Source organism: Neobacillus sp. K501, assembly GCF_053749995.1.
Genome location: NZ_JBSLYA010000009.1, coordinates 137,643 through 154,749 on the forward strand (window position 1 = coordinate 137,643; position 17,107 = coordinate 154,749).

Sequence of the window (17,107 nt, forward strand, 5' to 3'; positions counted from 1 at the left end):
GCGCTGATTTAGAAAATAGTAAGGATAGCTAAATTGCAAAATGGAAGAAGGTATCTGATGGGAGAATTATTTCAGTTATTAAAAAAAGGAAATAAATCTGCGTTAATCGCAGCGATTGTCAATACGATAATATCGATTGCCAAAGGAGTTGCTTACACATTTACAGGTAATGTTGCTATGTTTGCGGAAACGATGCATAGTCTAGGAGATGCTGCTAACCAGTTATTTGTGTTCATTGGATCAGCTTTAAGTAAAAAGTCTCCTACCGATCGCTTTCCGAATGGATTTGGGAGATTGGTAAACCTAGTGCTGTTGGGAGCAGTATTAATTGTTGGTATTATGGCGTTTGAAACGATTCAGGAAGGGTATCACCACCTACTTCATCCTGCTGAGTCAGAAGGATTTTTAATTAATGTAGGTGTGCTCGCTTTTGCCTTAATTCTAGAAATTTATGTTCTTTACAAAGCGATGAAGGAAGTTATGCATGAAGTGGGAATAGAGGCAGGCGGTTTAAGTGTTTTTTATCAGAGTTTTGCTCATTTAGGTAGAGCAAAGCCGGCGACAAAGCTGGTTTTCCTAGAAGATTTAGTGGCAACAAGTGGTGGGCTCCTGGCGATTATTGCTGTTGTAATATCCCATTTCTTTCATATCCATTGGATTGAGGGGGCAGCGTCGATCCTTATCGGTTTAATGATGTTCTTTGTCGTGGGCAGAGTGTTTTTGGATAATGCTGCTGGTGTACTTGGCCGAGCAGATGAAGAAATGGAAGAAAAGATTGGCCTATTGGTCATGCAGGATCCTGATGTGAAGGATATTCAGGATATTACGGTAGTAAAGGAAGGCGAAGATTTGCATGTTGAACTAGAAATTGAAATTGATCCTAAATTAACGATTGCTGCAGCAGACGATATTAAGGATCGTTTACAGGAAAAAATTATGGCGGAAAAAGGAGTCGTGGATGTCACGATTGAGTTTGATGAAGAGGATGAGATTATGTCTTGGGATCATGAAAAATCATCAAGAGTTAGATAAAGTTGGGAGGATCCATTATGGTTGTACGTAGTATAAGGCTATCAAGCGCGGAAATTGGCGGCTTGTGGGGGACTTTTATCCAAGAGAGTATGACCATTTGTTTATTAAAATACTTTCTATATCATAATCAGGATGAGGAAATCAAACCCTTGTTAGAAAAGGCTCTTGAGATTTCTGAAAGTCATTTTCAACAGATTTCTAATATTTTTCAATCAGAAGGAATTCCATTACCAGATGTTTTTACTGATCAAGATATTAATTATTCTGCTCCTCCATTATTTTACGATATGTTTGGACTTAGCTTTGTATACTCGATGAGCCGACTTGGGATGATCAACACTTCCTTCATTACTTTGAATGTTGCAAGGAAGGACGTGCTGGCGCTTTTTGTTTCGATGGTGAATCAATCGACGGCTTTATATCAATCCGCTACAACCCTTATGTTATCAAAAGGAATTTATGACCGGCCGCCAATGATTCCCTATCCAAAAAAAGTGGAGTATATTGAAAAGAAGTCTTATATCAGTGGGTTTATGAGTAAAAGACCTTTAAACTCTCTTGAAATTACAGAAATTTTTTTTAATACCGAACGAAATTATTTCTCCATTTTGTTATGTACTGGATTGCTCCAAGTGATGGATGATATGGAAATAAAAGAGTTTATAAAAGAAGGGAAAGAAATATCGGAAAAGCAAATAAGAGTATTTAATGAAATTTTATTAAAAGAGCAACTATTAGGGAACGTTTCAACAGCGATGGAAGTGACGGATTCAACAGTATCTCCTTTTTCCAATAAACTGGTTGTCACCCTGTTTCATTTATTGAATCAGATAGATATCTCGTTGCTTGGACATGCCATGTCGGTATCTATGAGAACGGATTTAGTGACATTTTATCAAAAATTCATTACAGAAATTTTAGTTTATGCAGGTAAAGGCTTCAATTTGTTGGTGGATCGAGGCTGGCTTCAACAGCCGCCTATGGCACCTAATCGGAAAGAGCTTGAAAACATGAAATGAAAAAAAAGAAGCTCGCCATTCGATTGGCGAGCTTCTTCATTCCCATGGTTTACTCGTAGTGAAGTAACTTGCAAGTTCTTTACTGCTTTTTCGATGAATTTTTCGCTTTTCTGCGCGTTCTTTTCCGGTTTCAAACAGCTTCTTTTCTTCCTCCGTTTCAGGAATAATGCCGGGTACTTTTGCCGGCTTCCCGTTTTCGTCTAGGGCAACAAAGGTAAAAAAGGCCGTAGCAGCTATTTTCCTTTCACCGCTAATTAAATTTTCCGCAATAATCTTAACAAAAACCTCTAACGAAGTGTTTCCAGTCCAGGTAACAAAAGACTCGTAACAAACAGAATCCTGCGGGGTAATTGGACTAAGGAAATCAACAGAATCAGTTGAGGCGGTAACGCACTCCTTTCTTGAATGTCTTGTTGCTGAAATGGACGCAAGCATGTCCATATCACTCATTAATTTTCCACCGAATAATGTATTGTGGTTATTTACATCATTCGGGAAAATCCTGCTTGTTCTAACAACTCTTGATTGATTGCAAGTTTTGGATTCCATGTGCACCCTCCATTTTTCGCTTTCCTATCCACTTAATTTAGCAGAAGTACAATGACAAATCAAAATATCTCCTTGAATTCAGGAAAGTATAGCAGGTAATTTTAAAGCGAATGCTAAGTCATTATGATACATTAGTGTTAAGAGTAGATAGATCAAGGGGGAATATCGGTGACGAATCAATCAGAAATTAGCCAAGCATTGAATGTTAAATCTGAAATTAATCCTAAGGAAGAGATTCGGTTAAGGATTGACTTTTTAAAAAGTTATTTAGTAAAAAGCAGAGCTAAAGGTTTTGTATTAGGAATTAGCGGCGGACAGGATTCCACTCTTGCGGGCCGTCTTGCGCAGCTAGCAGTTGAAGAGCTTCGTTCAGAAGGAAAAGAGAGTTTATTTATAGCTGTCCGTCTCCCTTACGGAGTACAGCAGGATGAAGAAGATGCCCAGCGAGCTTTAGATTTTATTAAAGCTGATCAAGAATATGCATTCAATATTCAAGATGCTGTTGATCAGATTCAAAAGGAATATAACTTAATAACCAAAACGTCTCCGTTAAGTGATTTCCAAAAAGGAAATGTTAAAGCAAGGGTGAGAATGATTGCCCAATATGCCTTTGGCGGTATGGAAGGATTGTTAGTTATTGGTACGGATCATGCAGCTGAAGCGGTGACTGGCTTTTTCACAAAATATGGTGATGGCGGAGCGGATGTCCTTCCATTAACTGGTTTAACCAAACGACAGGGGAAGGCGCTATTAAAAGAACTAGGTGCTGATGAACGACTTTACTTAAAAATTCCGACTGCTGATTTGCTCGATCAAAAGCCTGGGCAAGCCGACGAAACAGAATTAGGGATCACTTATGATGATATCGATGATTACTTAGAAGGAAAACCGGTAACTCAGGAAATTGCGGAAAAAATTGAACAGCGCTATCGCATAACAGAACATAAACGGCAGGTACCTGCATCGATGTTTGATGATTGGTGGAAATAAAGATAAAAGCAAGATTAACGAATATTCCCATCTCACCGGTTCACTATTTTTTAATACCATATCAGGATAATATTTTCCATTGACGAATTTATTAGGACAACGTATTCTTATTACGTTATTTTAATAAATATCCATCCCTTAAAAAACATAACTTAGTCAGTCTGAAAGGGGAAACTCGAGTGGGAAATTCAAATAAATTAGGTTTTTGGGTGTTAACGGCTCTTGTCGTTGGAAATATGGTGGGTTCAGGTATTTTTATGCTTCCACGTTCATTATCAGAAGCAGCAAGTCCTGCAGGGGTGTTACTCGCATGGCTTTTGACCGGTTTAGGTGTCATGATGATTGCCCTTGTATTTGGAAACTTGGCAATTCGAAAGCCGAATTTAACAGGTGGTCCGCAAATTTATGCAAAAGAATTGTTTAAAGCAAACTCTCAAGCCTCAGTCTTATCAGGATTTATGGCTTCATGGGGTTATTGGATTGGAAACCTTGCTGGGAATGTGGCGATTATTACCACGTTTGCAGGATATCTATCCACCTTCTTCCCTGTTTTAACGAGTGAAGCAGATTGGTTTACGATTGGCGGTTTTACGTTAAAGGTAGGTAATGGTCTAACGTTTATCGTATGTTCCATTCTTCTGTGGGGAACACATTTTATTATTCTCCGAGGATTAGAGGGTGCAGGAAAATTGAACTTTGCTGCAACAGCAGCGAAGGTTATAGGCTTCTTCCTATTTATCGTAGTCGGCCTTTTTGTCTTTGAAAAATCGAACATGATGCCAATGGTCGATACGAGATTAAGTGATGCTGGAGAGTCATTTGGTTTGTTGTCACAGGTTAACAACGCAGCTTTAGTAACATTGTGGGCGTTCTGTGGATTGGAATCAGCGGTGGTATTTGCCTCACGAGCCCGTAGACAAATTGATGTGAAACGGGCAACTATTGTTGGCCTTGGCATTGCTCTTGCCATTTATATTGGAATTAGTACCCTAGTCATGGGAATGTTGGATCAAGATACCCTTATCCATTCAGATAAGCCATTAATTGATGCGATTGAAACGGTATTAGGTCCAATTGGTGGAAAAGTATTAGCGGGTATAGGGTTAGTAAGTTTATTTGGTTCAACACTTGGCTGGGTAATGTTAAGTGCAGAAATCCCTTATCAAGCTGCTAAGCAAGGGATGTTCCTTCCCGCCTTCTTAAAAGAAAATAAAAAAGGATTGCCAGTGTTCTCGCTCATTTTGACAAATGGTATCGCACAAATTTTTATTTTCTCTACAGTATCAAAATCAATTTCAGGTGCGTTTGATTTTATTATCATCATCGCTACATTAGCATATTTAGTCCCTTACTTTATTGCATCTGTTTATCAATTGAAATTGGTTTTTAAAGGTGAAACGTATTTAAATTCAAGTTCTAGAATGGTTGACGGAGTAATTGCTTTGGTGGCTACGATTTATTCTACTTGGGTCATTATTTCAGGTACATCCGATCTTAAAACATTCTTACTCGGGGTTGTTCTCTTAACCAGCGGAATCTTCTTTTATGGACCTCTTAAGAAAATGCATGAGAAAAATCAGCAATCAAAATCGAAAGTAGCTTAATTTACCTATCAGGGTTTCCTGATAGGTTTTTTACATGTAAAAAATAATTAACGGGCAAGATAAAAGTGGTTAGAACTAAACTTTTCTTTTGACAGAAGTCAAGGGATACTTTAAGATAAGGAAGTCATAGAAAAACCATCGGAATTGGAGGTATTTTATCTCATGAAAAATTTTAAAGTTATTTTCCCATTATTACTAAGTTTATTGCTGGTCCTATCAGCTTGTGGAAATAATGATGCAAAAAATGAAAGTAAAGATAACGAGAAAAAGACAGCTGAAAAGCAAGATCTATTAGCAAAAATTAAGGATGACGGAAAAATTCTCATTGGTACAGAAGGTACATATGCTCCTTTTACTTTCCATGATGAAAGTGGAAACCTTACTGGATTTGATGTAGAAATTGCGAAAGAAATAGCGAAGCGATTAGGTGTTGAAGCTGAATTTAAGGAAACACAGTGGGATTCGATGTTTGCAGGACTTGATGCAAAGCGCTTTGATATGATTGCCAACCAAGTTGGGATTCGCGAGGATCGTCAAGAAAAATATGATTTTTCAGATCCTTACATCACTTCTGCTGCTGTATTGATTGCACACAAGGACAATGATAAGGTAAAATCCTTTGAGGACATTAAAGGATTGAACTCAGCCCAATCATTGACAAGTAACTATGGTGACATGGCCAAAAAATTCGGTGCGAATCTTGTTGGTGTAGAAGGCTTTACTCAATCCGTAGAGTTGCTTGCTTCTAAGCGGGTAGACGTAACAATTAATGATCGAATTTCGTATTTAGACTTTATGAAGCAAAAGCCAGATGCTCCAATAAAAGTGGTAGCAACTAGTGATGATGCCTCTGTGAGCGGCTTTATGTTTAGAAAAAACAACGACACCCTTGTTAAAGAAGTCAATAAGGCTTTAACTGAAATGATTGAGGACGGCACATACACAAAAATCTCAGAGAAATGGTTTGGTGAAGATGTACTTAAATAGTATTTTTGCTGACCCGGAAAGAACAGCACGTTTAATTGACATTGCTCAAAGTTCCTTTCTGCCCCTTCTGAAAGGGGCTCTTTTTTATACGATTCCATTAACCATTATTACCTTTATCGTAGGATTGATATTGGCGATTTTAACTGCGCTGGCTCGAATATCGAATGTGAAGATTCTTCAATACATTGCGAGAGTCTATGTTTCAGCTATTCGTGGAACCCCGCTTTTAGTACAGTTATTTATCATTTTTTATGGCCTTCCAACGATTGGGATCATCATTGATTCTTACATTGCGGCAGTCATAGGATTTTCCCTTAGTGTCGGTGCATATGCGTCAGAAATTATTCGCGCAGCGATTCTTTCGACACCCAAAGGGCAGTGGGAAGCGGGTTATTCGATTGGCATGAGTTATTCACAAGTACTAAGAAGAATCATTCTTCCTCAGGCAGCCAGAGTGTCGATTCCGCCATTATCTAATTCATTTATTAGTCTCGTGAAAGATACTTCCCTTGCTTCGCTTGTGCTCGTAACCGAAATGTTTCGTAAAGCCCAGGAAATTGCTGCTAGCAATTATGAATTTTTGTTAGTGTACTCAGAAGCCGCCCTTATTTATTGGGTCATTTGCTTTATCCTTTCTATCGTACAACAGATGATGGAAAAGAAACTGGATCGTTACGTTTAAAAGGAGTATAAAGATGATTTCAATTAAAGGATTATATAAGCAATTTGGCAAGTTAGAGGTTTTAAAGGGGATAGATCTAGAGGTACAAAAAGGGAAAGTGGTGGTTGTCATTGGGCCATCTGGATCTGGAAAAACGACCATGCTTCGCTGTTTAAATGTATTGGAGACCCCTACGAATGGAGTTATTTCCATCGATGAGCAAAATCTTGACTTTTCTCAAAAAGTTGCAAATAGGAGCATTGCTGCTTTCCGTCGTTTGACGGGAATGGTATTTCAAAACTATAATTTATTCCCTCATAAAACAGCTTTAGAAAACGTGATGGAAGGGCCAGTCATCGTAAAAAATGAAAGTAAAGAAGCGGCTCGGAAAAAAGCTCAAGGCTTGCTAGAAAAGGTTGGTCTTGGTGATAAAATCGACTTTTATCCTTCACAGCTTTCCGGAGGTCAGCAGCAACGTGTCGGGATTGCCCGGGCATTAGCAATGGAACCAAAGGTAATGTTATTTGATGAACCCACTTCTGCACTCGATCCTGAACTTGTTGGTGAGGTATTGAAAGTAATGAAGGACCTGGCTAATGAGGGGATGACGATGATTGTCGTGACACATGAAATGCGATTTGCCCGTGATGTTGCCGATGAAGTTATTTTCATGGACCAAGGGGTTGTCGTGGAAAGAAACAAGCCAGATGAGATCTTCACCAACCCGAAAGAAGAACGGACAAGAAAATTTTTGAATATGATTCAATAAATTGTAAAAGTGCTATGGCAAATGTCATAGCACTTTATTTGTTTTTTAGGTAAAATTTAGTTAATATAGTGAAACTTTTCCAATAAATAACCGTATTAAAGTTACATACGTAGAAAGGATTGATGCCTATGGAATTGTTCAACTTGCCGCTAGAGACGATTTATTTGTATGGCTTAATTGGTTCAGGTATTTTAACGATTTTGTATGTTTTTTTTGCTGATGTTGTCCACTTTGATGGACCTGATTTTCTTAATCCAGTCATTATCTTTGCATTCATAACGATTTTATCAGCCAGCGGCTATTTGTTAGAGAAATTCTCCTCACTTCATTATCTTGCCATTATCGGGATATCTGTTGTTGTCTCCTTTATTCTTGTTACCTTATTAAATGTATTTGTTCTTGTTCCTTTGTCTTCTGCAGAGGAATCGCTAGTCTATAATGAGAAAGATTTAAGAGGCAGAATTGGAACCGTCATCACTGCGATTCCAACTGATGGATACGGAGAAGTGATGATTGACAGCATCAGCGGCAGAATTGCAAAACCAGCAACAAGCTTTGATCACGTCCAAATTGACAATGGAACAAGCGTGCTTGTTGTTGATATAAAAGATGGAGTCCTACAAGTGACGATCCATCAAGAAATAGAGAGCTATTTAGTTTAGGGAGGTTGAGTAAATGGAATTAGGATTTTGGGTTGTAATTGGGGTTGTAGCATTTATTTTATTAGCATTAATCGGTGTATTTATTACAAAGTATCGGACGGCTGGACCCGACGAGGCGCTGATCGTTACCGGAAGCTTTTTAGGAAACGGGAATGTTCATGTCGATGAATCCGGAAATAAAATTAAAATCATTCGTGGCGGAGGCTCATTTATTTTACCAGTTTTCCAACAAGCAAAACCATTAAGCTTACTATCTAGCAAACTAGAGGTGACTACCCCTGAAGTATACACCGAGCAAGGGGTTCCGGTTATGGCTGATGGTGTGGCAATCATAAAAATCGGCGGCTCAATTAGTGAAATTGCTACAGCGGCTGAACAGTTCCTTGGTAAGGCTAAGGATGACCGTGAAAATGAGGCGAAAGAGGTCCTTGAAGGACATTTACGCTCGATTCTTGGATCGATGACAGTGGAAGAAATTTATAAGAACCGTGATAAATTCTCGCAAGAGGTTCAAAGAGTGGCCTCACAGGACTTGGCGAAAATGGGTCTTGTCATTGTATCCTTTACGATTAAAGATGTTCGTGATAAAAACGGTTACCTTGATTCTCTTGGTAAGCCGCGTATTGCTCAAGTAAAGCGTGACGCGGATATTGCTACTGCTGAGGCGGACAAGGAAACTCGTATTAAAAAAGCTGAAGCAGCTAAAGAAGCAAAGCGTTCTGAATTAGAACGAGCAACAGAAATTGCTGAGGCAGAGAAGGTTAATCAGCTGAAAATTGCCGAGTTCCGCCGTGAACAGGATATCGCAAAAGCACGTGCTGACATGGCATATGATTTGGAGAGTGCAAGATCGAAGCAGGAAGTAACGGAACAGGAAATGCAAATTAAGATTATTGAAAGACAAAAACAAATTGAACTAGAAGAAAAAGAAATTCTTCGTCGTGAACGCCAATATGATTCAGAGGTTAAGAAAAAAGCTGATGCGGACAGATACTCGGTCGAGCAGGCTGCTGCCGCTGATAAAGCGAAGCAAATCGCTGAAGCTGAAGCGAATAAATATCGAATTGAAGCAATGGCAAAAGCGGAAGCAGAACGAGTTCGCTTGGACGGTTTATCGAAAGCGGAAGCACAAAAGGCACAGGGTACCGCAGAAGCTGAAATCATTCGATTGAAAGGTCTTGCCGAGGCAGAAGCAAAAGAAAAAATTGCCGAAGCTTTCGAGCAATTCGGTCAGGCGGCTATCTTGGACATGATTATCAAAATGCTTCCTGAATATGCGAAGCAGGTCGCTAGCCCGCTTGGTAATATCGATAAAATTACCGTTGTCGATACCGGTGGCTCTGGTGAGAATGGCGGTGCGAATAAGATTACGGGTTATGCTACTAACTTAATGGCAAGCTTGCAAGAATCGTTAAAGGCATCAAGCGGAATTGATGTTAAAGAATTAATCGAGAATTACTCTGGAAAAGGAAATGTTAAAAGAAGTATCGAAGAACTATCAGATACTATTAAAAAAACAGAAGACTAAACCGTGAAAAATCCTTATCAGCAAGCTGATGAGGATTTTTTCGATTATTACTTCTAAAACTCTGCCCACTGGAATCGAGTACGGTCATTACCAGAGGTTTATAATGCCTATAACAGTAGAGTGAAATGAAATTCGGTCATTATGAAAGGTTTATAATGCCCGTACCAGTGTAGTGGAATGGAATTTGGTCATTATGAAAGGTTTATAATGCCCGTACCAATGGAGTGGAATAGTATTCGGTCATTATGAAAGGTTTATAATGCCCGTACCAGTGGAGTGAAATGGAATTCGGTCATTATGAAAGGTTTATAATGCCCGTACCAGTGGAGTGGAATAGTATTCGGTCATTATGAAAGGTTTATAATGCCCATACCAATGGAGTGAAAGAGTTTCAGGTCATTAATGAAAGGTTTTATTCCAGAATCAGTAGTTTTTTCCCAAAAGAACGATTATAAAGGGGCCGCTACGTAGCGCGCCCCTTTTATTAATTTAATAAGTCTTTAACATGGTAAACCTTCCCGCTTTCCGCTGTACCGCTAAGCAAAAGTTCAACTAAAGCACCAGCAACGAGATCAGGATGCACGAGCAAATTATTTTCCTTCAATTCTCTAAAATTATCTACATCTTTAAATGCTCCTTTGGAGGAAGAACGAATCGTATTCTGCATTTCAGTATCCATAACACCAGGACTGAAGGCAATAATGGTATTCTTTGTATTTAACGTAGCCTGCTCCAGCGCAGCGGTTTCCGTAAACATATTTAAGCCCGCTTTTGAGCTGCAATACACACTCCAGCCCTCGATGGCACGAGTAGCAGCACCCGAAGTAACATTCGTAACGATTACCTTCGTACTAGTTTGTCCAGCTTTCTTAAAGAAAATATTTGTGATAATCATCGGGGCAATTAAGTTTACCTGGATGTTACGAATAATCGGAGTCTGATCTAGGTTACCGACTGTTTCGATTGGTTCGATAACGCCGGCATTGTTAAATAGATAGATTTCTTTTGGATTCTGTTTGAAAATACAATGAGCAATATCTAAAAATACTTCCTGTACTTCATGATCTAAAGCAAGGTTGCAGGAATAATGTTTATAATGATAGCCGTTTTCAGCAGCCAGTTTTTTCAAGTCATTGTTTTCTGTTCTTGAAACTGAAATAACTTCAAATTGCTGTTGAAGTAACTTCTTGGCAATACCTTCTCCTAAACCGCGTGATGCCCCGGTAATAATCGCAAATTTCATACATTTCCCCTGCTTTCTGCTAATCTACTTTTCCTTATTTTATCATTTTCCCTCCAATAAATGAAAAAAACAGCCCCGATAAAGGGACTGGTTAGCAACTAAGCGGATAAAATTTTTTCCATTCATTTAAGAAGGGAGCAGTGGAAGTATTGGGTTGTTCGAGCACCCTTTGGGTAGGTCCAAATTGCTTCACTTCTCCATTCACAATGATTGCAAGTGTTTTGGTTAAATAATGGATTTCCATCAAATCATGGCTGATGAAAACGGTAGTGGTTCCAGAACCTGCGATTATTTGTTTGAAATCTTCCATTAATCTTATTTTTGTTGGAAAATCTAAGGCGGAAAAAGGTTCATCAAGAAAGAGAAGTTCTGGTTCAACAATCATTGCTCTTGCCAAATTTACTCGTTGTGCTTCACCGCCAGAAAGGAATTGGACATTTTTTTTCGCTAAGTGACTTATTTGAAACTGCTCGAGCCATAGTTCCACTTTTTCATTGATTACTGCTTTAGGGAGCCCTCTTAGCTTTAAACCAAGGGCAATATTGTGAAAAACGGTACCATCCAGAAGCAGTGATTGCTGAAGGGCGACTGAGAACTTTCTCCGTAATTCAAGTGAGGGAATGCCCTTGGGCACGACTTGACCACGGTAAAGAATTTCTCCACTGGTTCTACTTTCAAGAAAGGCAATCACTTTAAGCAAGGTGCTCTTACCAGCCCCATTTGGTCCCATTATTCCAAGGAAATCACCAGCTTCAATTTGAAAATCTGGAATGTTTAAAATGGTTTTATTGCTTGCTTGATAAGTAATGTCACTTAACTCAATAAGTGGAATCATAAATATCGCTTCCTTTGCTGTAACAGTGTTAAAACGGCTGTAATGAGCAGGGCGACCAATAGTAAGATGAAGGATATTGCTAATGCTACATCAAAATTACCTTTTAAAACTTCCATGACGATGGAAGTCGTTAGAATTCTCGTATCACCCTGAATATTCCCGCCAACCATCATTGCTGCACCAACCTCAGCGATGACACGGCCAAAGCCTGCCATAATCGCAGCAACCATTGCGATCTTTGTTTGCTTCAAAAGAAGCAGCCATGTCTGAATTTTTGTAGCTCCAAGCGCTCTAATTTGTAAAAGCAGCTTATCATTTATTTGTTGAAACGAGGAGCAGGTTAACCCAGTGATAATCGGTAAGGAAACTAGGACCTGGGCCATAACAATGGCGGTTGGGGAATACAGCAACTGCAGGTGACCTAGTGGTCCTGAGCGCCATAATAGCATCGTAATCCAAAGTCCAGCGACAACAGGAGGTAGACCCATACCAATATTGATAAAAACTAAAATAATTTTTCTTCCTCTAAATTTTGCAAAACCAAGGAACATTCCAAGCGGAAGGCCAATAAGGGAACTAATGAAGATAGCCGTAAGGCAAACTCTTACTGTCAGCCAGGTGATTGCAAAAATTTCCCGATCACCTGAAACAGTCATTTCTATTGCTTTCTTAAATCCATCAATGATTAGATCCATAGTCCCTCAGGCGCCCTTCTATTCTGTGTATTTAAAGAATAACGATTGACCGTATTCTTTTTTACCGAAACTTTCAATTACTTCTTGTGTTTCACTATCAATCATGAATTCTACAAATTTTTCTGCATCCTTGTCATTTACCATGTCATGCTTCTTTGGATTTACCTCCATTACGTGATAGATATTCATTAAATCTTTACCGCCTTCAACAACGATTTTAAGATTAGCTAAATTTTCCTCTTGCACAAGCCATGTGGCACGGTCTGTTAAGATGTATCCGTTCTTTTCTGCAGCAATCTGAAGAGATTGCCCCATTCCTTGTCCAGTGGATACATATGTATCCCCAGATGGCTGAATATTAACAGCAGTCCAAATTCCAAGTTCTTTTTTATGAGTTCCAGATTCATCACCACGAGTGACGAAAGTAGCCTTGGTTTCAGAGATTTTCTTGAAGGCTTCATTAATATCTTCACCGCCAACATTTGCAGGGTTGTCTTTAGGTCCAACTAAAATAAAGTCATTATACATGACACGCTTACGATTAATGGCATCTCCGCTGGCAACAATTTCTTCCTCTGATTTCGGAGCATGCACTAATAGAACATCCGCTTCACCTTTTGTCCCCATTTCTAATGCTTGACCAGTCCCGACAGCAATCGTTTTTACTTTTACGTTATTTTCTTCTTCAAAAATTGGCAGTAATACGTCCAATAAGCCGCTGTCTTGCGTGCTTGTTGTCGTTGCGAGAATTAGTTCTGTTGCTACTGCTTTTGGTGCGCTCTTCTTTTCCTTTGCATCTGCTTGCTGCGTATCCGTATTGCCGCAGGCGGATAAGAACAGAAGCATAAATATAAAAAATAGTGCCAAAATACGATTCTTTAACATGTAATTTCCTCCGTTTGAAAGATGATTTTGCCTAACTCTTGAATATCGTAACCTTCTAAATCTGTTAAACTGCTTTTGAATTCTGGGGATTGAAGATAGTTTATTAACTCAGTCAAGCAATGTTTATTTTCAGATGTAAAGCGAAACACAAGATCAAACTGCTCTTTTGCAATTGGAATGAAATCTAGCCCTAAATGGGTGGCGGCGGATTGGATACCAAAGGCAGCATCGGCCATTCCCCGACTGACATAAGCGGCACTGGAAAGGTGATTCCATTCCTCATTTGTGTAACCCTTAATCTGAGTAGGAGAGATTCCGTATTCTGTAAGCTTAGAGTCAAATAAGAATCTTGTTCCTGCCCCTTTTTGTCGGTTAACAATTTGAACATCTTTTCTGACTAAGTCATAAAAACCTGTTATCTTTTTTGGATTTCCTTTTGCAACAATCAATCCCTGATCTCTTGAAGCGAATCGTATAACAGCAATCGATTCATATACAAAGAGTTGATGGATAAAAGGGAGGTTATATTGTTGGGATGCAGGATCTAGCAAGTGAATGGCTGCAATATCAGATTGTCCTCGATAAAGCATCATTAAGCCTTCTAGACTGCCTATGTAAGTTGGCTGAATTTGTTGTTGTAAAACATTCGAAGCGTGCTTGACAAAACGCTCGACTAGAAAGTCATGGCTGCCGGATAGGATGACTGGAATCACTTGCTGTCTATCAGTCTGCTGTTGCTGGTTTTTCCTGCTAGGAGCCTTCGTTTTTTCCTTAAATCTTTCAATCTCCGAATGCTCAATTCGCATTTTATTACCGACTTTAAATGCTTGCAGTTCACCTCGTTTAATCAGTTCATATACCGTATGTTTAGAGATTTGAAACAAATGTGCAACCTCATCTGGTGTATATGCTTTTACTTCCATCCTTATCGCCACCTTTCTGTTAGCAAGTAAACTATACCCTTACCTTTCCAACGTGTACTGTGATTTTTGTTAAGTTTCGTTTAGTTTTGTTAAGTTACATTAAGTGATGTCACAAATTGTTCAATAAATACACTGGAAATTCACAGTTTGTTCATCAGTGAACAAATGAAATTCATGTAAAATATTTATAGATGAATAATATGAAAAAAGGATGGGATCCGATGAAAAAACTTCTATATATAACTGTGAATCCTAAAAAGGATATTAAGCTGTCTAAAGGGATGCAGATTGGCGAGGTATTTCTCGAGGAGTTTTCAAAACACAAACCGGATGTAGAAATTGAACATATGCATTTATATGATATGGACATCCCTGAAATTGATATGGATTTGTTGTATGCCCGTGCGAAATTATCTTTTATGGGGAAAACCTTTGATCAGCTATCAGAAGCGGAACAAACAAAAATTACAAAAATGCATGAACTGGCAGACCGCTTTATTGCTGCAGATTATTATGTGTTTGTCACTCCAATTTGGAATCTTGGCTCTCCAGCCATTTTAAAAGCATTCCTAGATAATTTATTTATTGTGAATAAGACTTTTACCAATACAGAAGAAGGGCCAAAAGGGCTGCTAACAAACCGGAAAGCACTTCACATTCAAACCCGCGGTGGTATATATTCGACTGGCCCAATGGCAGAATTTGAGTTTGGAGACCGCTTTTTAAGAAAAGCACTCCGTTTTCTTGGAATGGAATTGATGGATACAGTGGTTGCAGAGGGGATGGATCACTTTCCGAAGCAAGCACCAGAAATTATGGCCAAAGCAAAAGAACGAGCTAGAGAAGCAGCAAAGGAAATGGCGAACGAAGCGGTTACAGTATCATATTGAAAAAATGCGACTCACAAGGTCGCATTTTTTCATCGTCTAACCATTAAAATTTTCCTGTGAATTGAAAAAATAACACCGCAAAACCTAGCACCCAGACATAAATGGCGAAGGGTTTTAAAGAATGTTTTTTCAAAAATCCGATCATCCATTTTACTGCTAGATATCCGAATATGGCAGAAGATGCGATTCCAACAAGCAGAGCCGATAGCGAGATTTCTTCACCGGCACCGCCAACCAAATCAAGGGATTGCAGCACTACAGCCCCGGCAATCGCGGGTGTCGATAAGAGAAAGGAGAAATAGGCTGCGGTTTCCCGGTCTAATTTCCGCCATAAAGCAGCGACAATTGTCAACCCTGAACGAGAAATCGCCGGAAAAATCGCGGCAGCCTGAAAGGTGCCAATAATAAAGGCATCCTTATAACTAATATCATCCATTTTTTTATAGCCATTTTTAGCAGAATCGGCAATCCAAAGAAACAATCCAGTAATCAAGAATTCCCATCCGATGGTCACTCCCGTTTTTGAAATTTCCTCAAAATAATCTTTAAACAGCAAGCCAATCACTACAGCCGGGATGGTACCAACAATTAATAGGAAGGTAAGTTTACTAAAAGGATTTTTGATAATCTTCCTAAACTCTTCCTTATAGAAAACGAACACGGCGACTAAGGTTCCGATATGAAGCATCGTATCAAGTAATAGACCTGCTTCCTGCAAACCAAACAAATTTCTCCCTAAATATAAATGTCCGGTACTGCTTATCGGTAGAAACTCAGTCAAGCCTTGAATAATTCCCAATAAAAGTGCCTCTAGTTTATTTAGCATAGTTACCCCCTCTCTTAAAAAAAGCCTGTACTAATAAATAAATATGCAAGACTCCTTACAATTAGCCAATAATTTTTTCAGCTAAAGAGAATGAACTCAAACAAAAATAGTGCAAAAGAAGAGCATCCTCCAATAAAATAGTAATAAGACTAAATGGAGAGGAGCTGCACGTTTGAAAAATCACCATCTACATTTCAATACATCGATAGGTGTAAAGAAACCAGAAAGTATAAGAAATCGAAATACGGTATGCCCATTTTGTGCAAGAGAAGAGCTAATAGACATTATTGAAGTGGATGGTCCGATCATCCTGTTGAAAAATAAATTTCCGGTATTGGAGAATGCTTATCAAACCGTGTTAATCGAAACAGATGATTGTCAGGCAGAACTGTCTACCTACGAGCCTGCTCATCTACATAAACTGTTGCAGTTTGCGATAAGAAATTGGCTAAGCATGGATCAGACTCAAGAATATGAATCAGTGATATTTTTCAAAAATCATGGTCCATTATCAGGGGGAACAATTGCTCACCCGCATATGCAAATCGTTGGTTTAAAGGATATTAATTATAAGGAAAACATAACCGCAGATGTGTTTAAGGGGATATTGATTGAAGAAAAAGCAAATGTCCGCTTTACTTTGTCGACGAAGCCAAAGGTGGGATTTTATGAATTCAATATTGATATGGAGGATTCAGGTTACGCGGAAGCATTTGGGGAATATTTGCAAACCGCGGTCCATTATATTTTAAATAACTTTCCATTTAGAGCGAATAGCTATAATCTGTTTTTTCATCACTTTGATCAAAGAATCTATGCCAAAGTAGTTCCTCGCTTTATTACCACGCCACTTTATATCGGTTATGGAATCCCGCAGGTTCCAAATAACCTGCAATGGATGGTCAACGATATTCAACAAAAATACACACTTTCCATTTGAAGCACAAAAAGTGCTTCTATTTTTTTCTTTTTGTAAATTGCACCAATGCCTGTTTATTGGTTGAGATTT

Annotated in this window: 18 protein-coding genes; 11 read left to right on the forward strand and 7 right to left on the reverse strand. The window is 38.9% G+C overall.

The annotated features are described in order from the left end of the window. The first annotated feature begins 57 nt into the window (after positions 1-57). Together ACWM35_RS19315 and ACWM35_RS19320 are read left to right on the forward strand one after the other, a co-directional pair. Positions 58-1,032, forward strand: a complete 975-nt coding sequence (locus tag ACWM35_RS19315) for a cation diffusion facilitator family transporter (protein WP_454820496.1) — start codon at positions 58-60, stop codon at positions 1,030-1,032. Positions 1,033-1,049: 17 nt separating this feature from the next. Next, complete coding sequence (locus tag ACWM35_RS19320) at positions 1,050-2,051, forward strand: DUF3231 family protein (protein WP_454820497.1); 1,002 nt, start codon at positions 1,050-1,052, stop codon at positions 2,049-2,051. Between the two features lie 36 nt (positions 2,052-2,087). Here ACWM35_RS19320 and ACWM35_RS19325 read toward each other — a convergent pair whose 3' ends face one another. After that, a complete protein-coding gene (locus ACWM35_RS19325) occupies positions 2,088-2,600 on the reverse strand; it encodes an acyl-CoA thioesterase (RefSeq protein ID WP_454820498.1) in 513 nt (170 codons plus the stop codon). 168 nt (positions 2,601-2,768) lie between these two features. Here ACWM35_RS19325 and nadE point away from each other — a divergent pair, with 168 nt between their 5' ends. The 7 genes from nadE (at position 2,769) to ACWM35_RS19360 (ending at position 9,801) form a co-directional block, all read left to right on the forward strand. Then, positions 2,769-3,590 carry an ammonia-dependent NAD(+) synthetase gene (nadE, locus tag ACWM35_RS19330; RefSeq protein WP_454820499.1) on the forward strand — a complete coding sequence of 274 codons (822 nt, stop codon included), beginning with the start codon at positions 2,769-2,771 and terminating at the stop codon, positions 3,588-3,590. 179 nt (positions 3,591-3,769) lie between these two features. Next, a complete protein-coding gene (locus ACWM35_RS19335; protein WP_454820501.1) occupies positions 3,770-5,194 on the forward strand; it encodes an amino acid permease in 1,425 nt (474 codons plus the stop codon). A gap of 162 nt (positions 5,195-5,356) precedes the next feature. Further along, positions 5,357-6,181 carry an amino acid ABC transporter substrate-binding protein gene (locus tag ACWM35_RS19340; RefSeq protein ID WP_454820502.1) on the forward strand — a complete coding sequence of 275 codons (825 nt, stop codon included), beginning with the start codon at positions 5,357-5,359 and terminating at the stop codon, positions 6,179-6,181. Further along, positions 6,168-6,863 carry an amino acid ABC transporter permease gene (locus tag ACWM35_RS19345; protein ID WP_454820572.1) on the forward strand — a complete coding sequence of 232 codons (696 nt, stop codon included), beginning with the start codon at positions 6,168-6,170 and terminating at the stop codon, positions 6,861-6,863. Before ACWM35_RS19340 ends, ACWM35_RS19345 begins: the two co-directional genes overlap by 14 nt. Positions 6,864-6,876: 13 nt before the next feature. Then, complete coding sequence (locus ACWM35_RS19350; RefSeq protein ID WP_454820503.1) at positions 6,877-7,611, forward strand: amino acid ABC transporter ATP-binding protein; 735 nt, start codon at positions 6,877-6,879, stop codon at positions 7,609-7,611. Between the two features lie 128 nt (positions 7,612-7,739). Continuing rightward, positions 7,740-8,273, forward strand: coding sequence for an NfeD family protein (locus ACWM35_RS19355; RefSeq protein ID WP_454820504.1), 534 nt, complete (start codon positions 7,740-7,742; stop codon positions 8,271-8,273). A gap of 13 nt (positions 8,274-8,286) precedes the next feature. Then, positions 8,287-9,801, forward strand: coding sequence for a flotillin family protein (locus ACWM35_RS19360; RefSeq protein ID WP_454820505.1), 1,515 nt, complete (start codon positions 8,287-8,289; stop codon positions 9,799-9,801). A gap of 484 nt (positions 9,802-10,285) precedes the next feature. Here the strand turns inward: ACWM35_RS19360 and ACWM35_RS19365 are convergent, their stop codons facing one another. From ACWM35_RS19365 to ACWM35_RS19385, 5 genes are all read right to left on the reverse strand, one after another. Continuing rightward, positions 10,286-11,044: a (S)-benzoin forming benzil reductase gene (locus tag ACWM35_RS19365; protein ID WP_454820506.1), complete on the reverse strand. Its 759-nt coding sequence runs from the start codon at positions 11,042-11,044 to the stop codon at positions 10,286-10,288. A gap of 91 nt (positions 11,045-11,135) precedes the next feature. Next, complete coding sequence (locus ACWM35_RS19370; RefSeq protein ID WP_454820507.1) at positions 11,136-11,879, reverse strand: ABC transporter ATP-binding protein; 744 nt, start codon at positions 11,877-11,879, stop codon at positions 11,136-11,138. Then, positions 11,876-12,574: an ABC transporter permease gene (locus ACWM35_RS19375; RefSeq protein ID WP_454820508.1), complete on the reverse strand. Its 699-nt coding sequence runs from the start codon at positions 12,572-12,574 to the stop codon at positions 11,876-11,878. Before ACWM35_RS19375 ends, ACWM35_RS19370 begins: the two co-directional genes overlap by 4 nt. Positions 12,575-12,592: 18 nt before the next feature. Then, positions 12,593-13,459 carry a substrate-binding domain-containing protein gene (locus ACWM35_RS19380; protein WP_454820509.1) on the reverse strand — a complete coding sequence of 289 codons (867 nt, stop codon included), beginning with the start codon at positions 13,457-13,459 and terminating at the stop codon, positions 12,593-12,595. Then, on the reverse strand, positions 13,453-14,382 hold the full coding sequence (locus ACWM35_RS19385; protein WP_454820510.1) for a substrate-binding domain-containing protein: 930 nt from the start codon (positions 14,380-14,382) through the stop codon (positions 13,453-13,455). The genes ACWM35_RS19380 and ACWM35_RS19385 overlap by 7 nt, the downstream gene beginning before the upstream one ends. Before the next feature lie 221 nt (positions 14,383-14,603). On the opposite strand from ACWM35_RS19385, the gene ACWM35_RS19390 reads away from it, so the two are divergent. Further along, positions 14,604-15,272, forward strand: a complete 669-nt coding sequence (locus ACWM35_RS19390; protein ID WP_454820511.1) for an FMN-dependent NADH-azoreductase — start codon at positions 14,604-14,606, stop codon at positions 15,270-15,272. A gap of 43 nt (positions 15,273-15,315) precedes the next feature. On the opposite strand, the gene ACWM35_RS19395 is transcribed toward ACWM35_RS19390, so the two are convergent. Beyond that, the gene (locus ACWM35_RS19395; protein ID WP_454820512.1) at positions 15,316-16,098 is read right to left on the reverse strand and encodes an undecaprenyl-diphosphate phosphatase; all 783 of its coding nucleotides are present in this window, start codon (positions 16,096-16,098) and stop codon (positions 15,316-15,318) included. Between the two features lie 172 nt (positions 16,099-16,270). On the opposite strand from ACWM35_RS19395, the gene ACWM35_RS19400 reads away from it, so the two are divergent. Continuing rightward, on the forward strand, positions 16,271-17,038 hold the full coding sequence (locus ACWM35_RS19400) for a DUF4931 domain-containing protein (protein WP_454820513.1): 768 nt from the start codon (positions 16,271-16,273) through the stop codon (positions 17,036-17,038). Positions 17,039-17,107 lie beyond the last annotated feature (69 nt).

Excerpts from the sequence above, each read along its gene's own strand:
- ACWM35_RS19380 (WP_454820509.1), bottom strand. The coding sequence starts at position 13,459 with ATGTTAAAGAATCGTATTTTGGCACTATTTTTTATATTTATGCTTCTG.
- ACWM35_RS19345 (WP_454820572.1), top strand. The coding sequence starts at position 6,168 with ATGTACTTAAATAGTATTTTTGCTGACCCGGAAAGAACAGCACGTTTA.
- ACWM35_RS19350 (WP_454820503.1), top strand. The coding sequence starts at position 6,877 with ATGATTTCAATTAAAGGATTATATAAGCAATTTGGCAAGTTAGAGGTT.
- ACWM35_RS19365 (WP_454820506.1), bottom strand. The coding sequence starts at position 11,044 with ATGAAATTTGCGATTATTACCGGGGCATCACGCGGTTTAGGAGAAGGT.
- ACWM35_RS19315 (WP_454820496.1), top strand. The coding sequence starts at position 58 with ATGGGAGAATTATTTCAGTTATTAAAAAAAGGAAATAAATCTGCGTTA.
- ACWM35_RS19385 (WP_454820510.1), bottom strand. The coding sequence starts at position 14,382 with ATGGAAGTAAAAGCATATACACCAGATGAGGTTGCACATTTGTTTCAA.
- ACWM35_RS19375 (WP_454820508.1), bottom strand. The coding sequence starts at position 12,574 with ATGGATCTAATCATTGATGGATTTAAGAAAGCAATAGAAATGACTGTT.
- ACWM35_RS19355 (WP_454820504.1), top strand. The coding sequence starts at position 7,740 with ATGGAATTGTTCAACTTGCCGCTAGAGACGATTTATTTGTATGGCTTA.
- ACWM35_RS19395 (WP_454820512.1), bottom strand. The coding sequence starts at position 16,098 with ATGCTAAATAAACTAGAGGCACTTTTATTGGGAATTATTCAAGGCTTG.
- ACWM35_RS19320 (WP_454820497.1), top strand. The coding sequence starts at position 1,050 with ATGGTTGTACGTAGTATAAGGCTATCAAGCGCGGAAATTGGCGGCTTG.
- ACWM35_RS19360 (WP_454820505.1), top strand. The coding sequence starts at position 8,287 with ATGGAATTAGGATTTTGGGTTGTAATTGGGGTTGTAGCATTTATTTTA.
- ACWM35_RS19370 (WP_454820507.1), bottom strand. The coding sequence starts at position 11,879 with ATGATTCCACTTATTGAGTTAAGTGACATTACTTATCAAGCAAGCAAT.
- ACWM35_RS19325 (WP_454820498.1), bottom strand. The coding sequence starts at position 2,600 with ATGGAATCCAAAACTTGCAATCAATCAAGAGTTGTTAGAACAAGCAGG.
- ACWM35_RS19340 (WP_454820502.1), top strand. The coding sequence starts at position 5,357 with ATGAAAAATTTTAAAGTTATTTTCCCATTATTACTAAGTTTATTGCTG.
- ACWM35_RS19390 (WP_454820511.1), top strand. The coding sequence starts at position 14,604 with ATGAAAAAACTTCTATATATAACTGTGAATCCTAAAAAGGATATTAAG.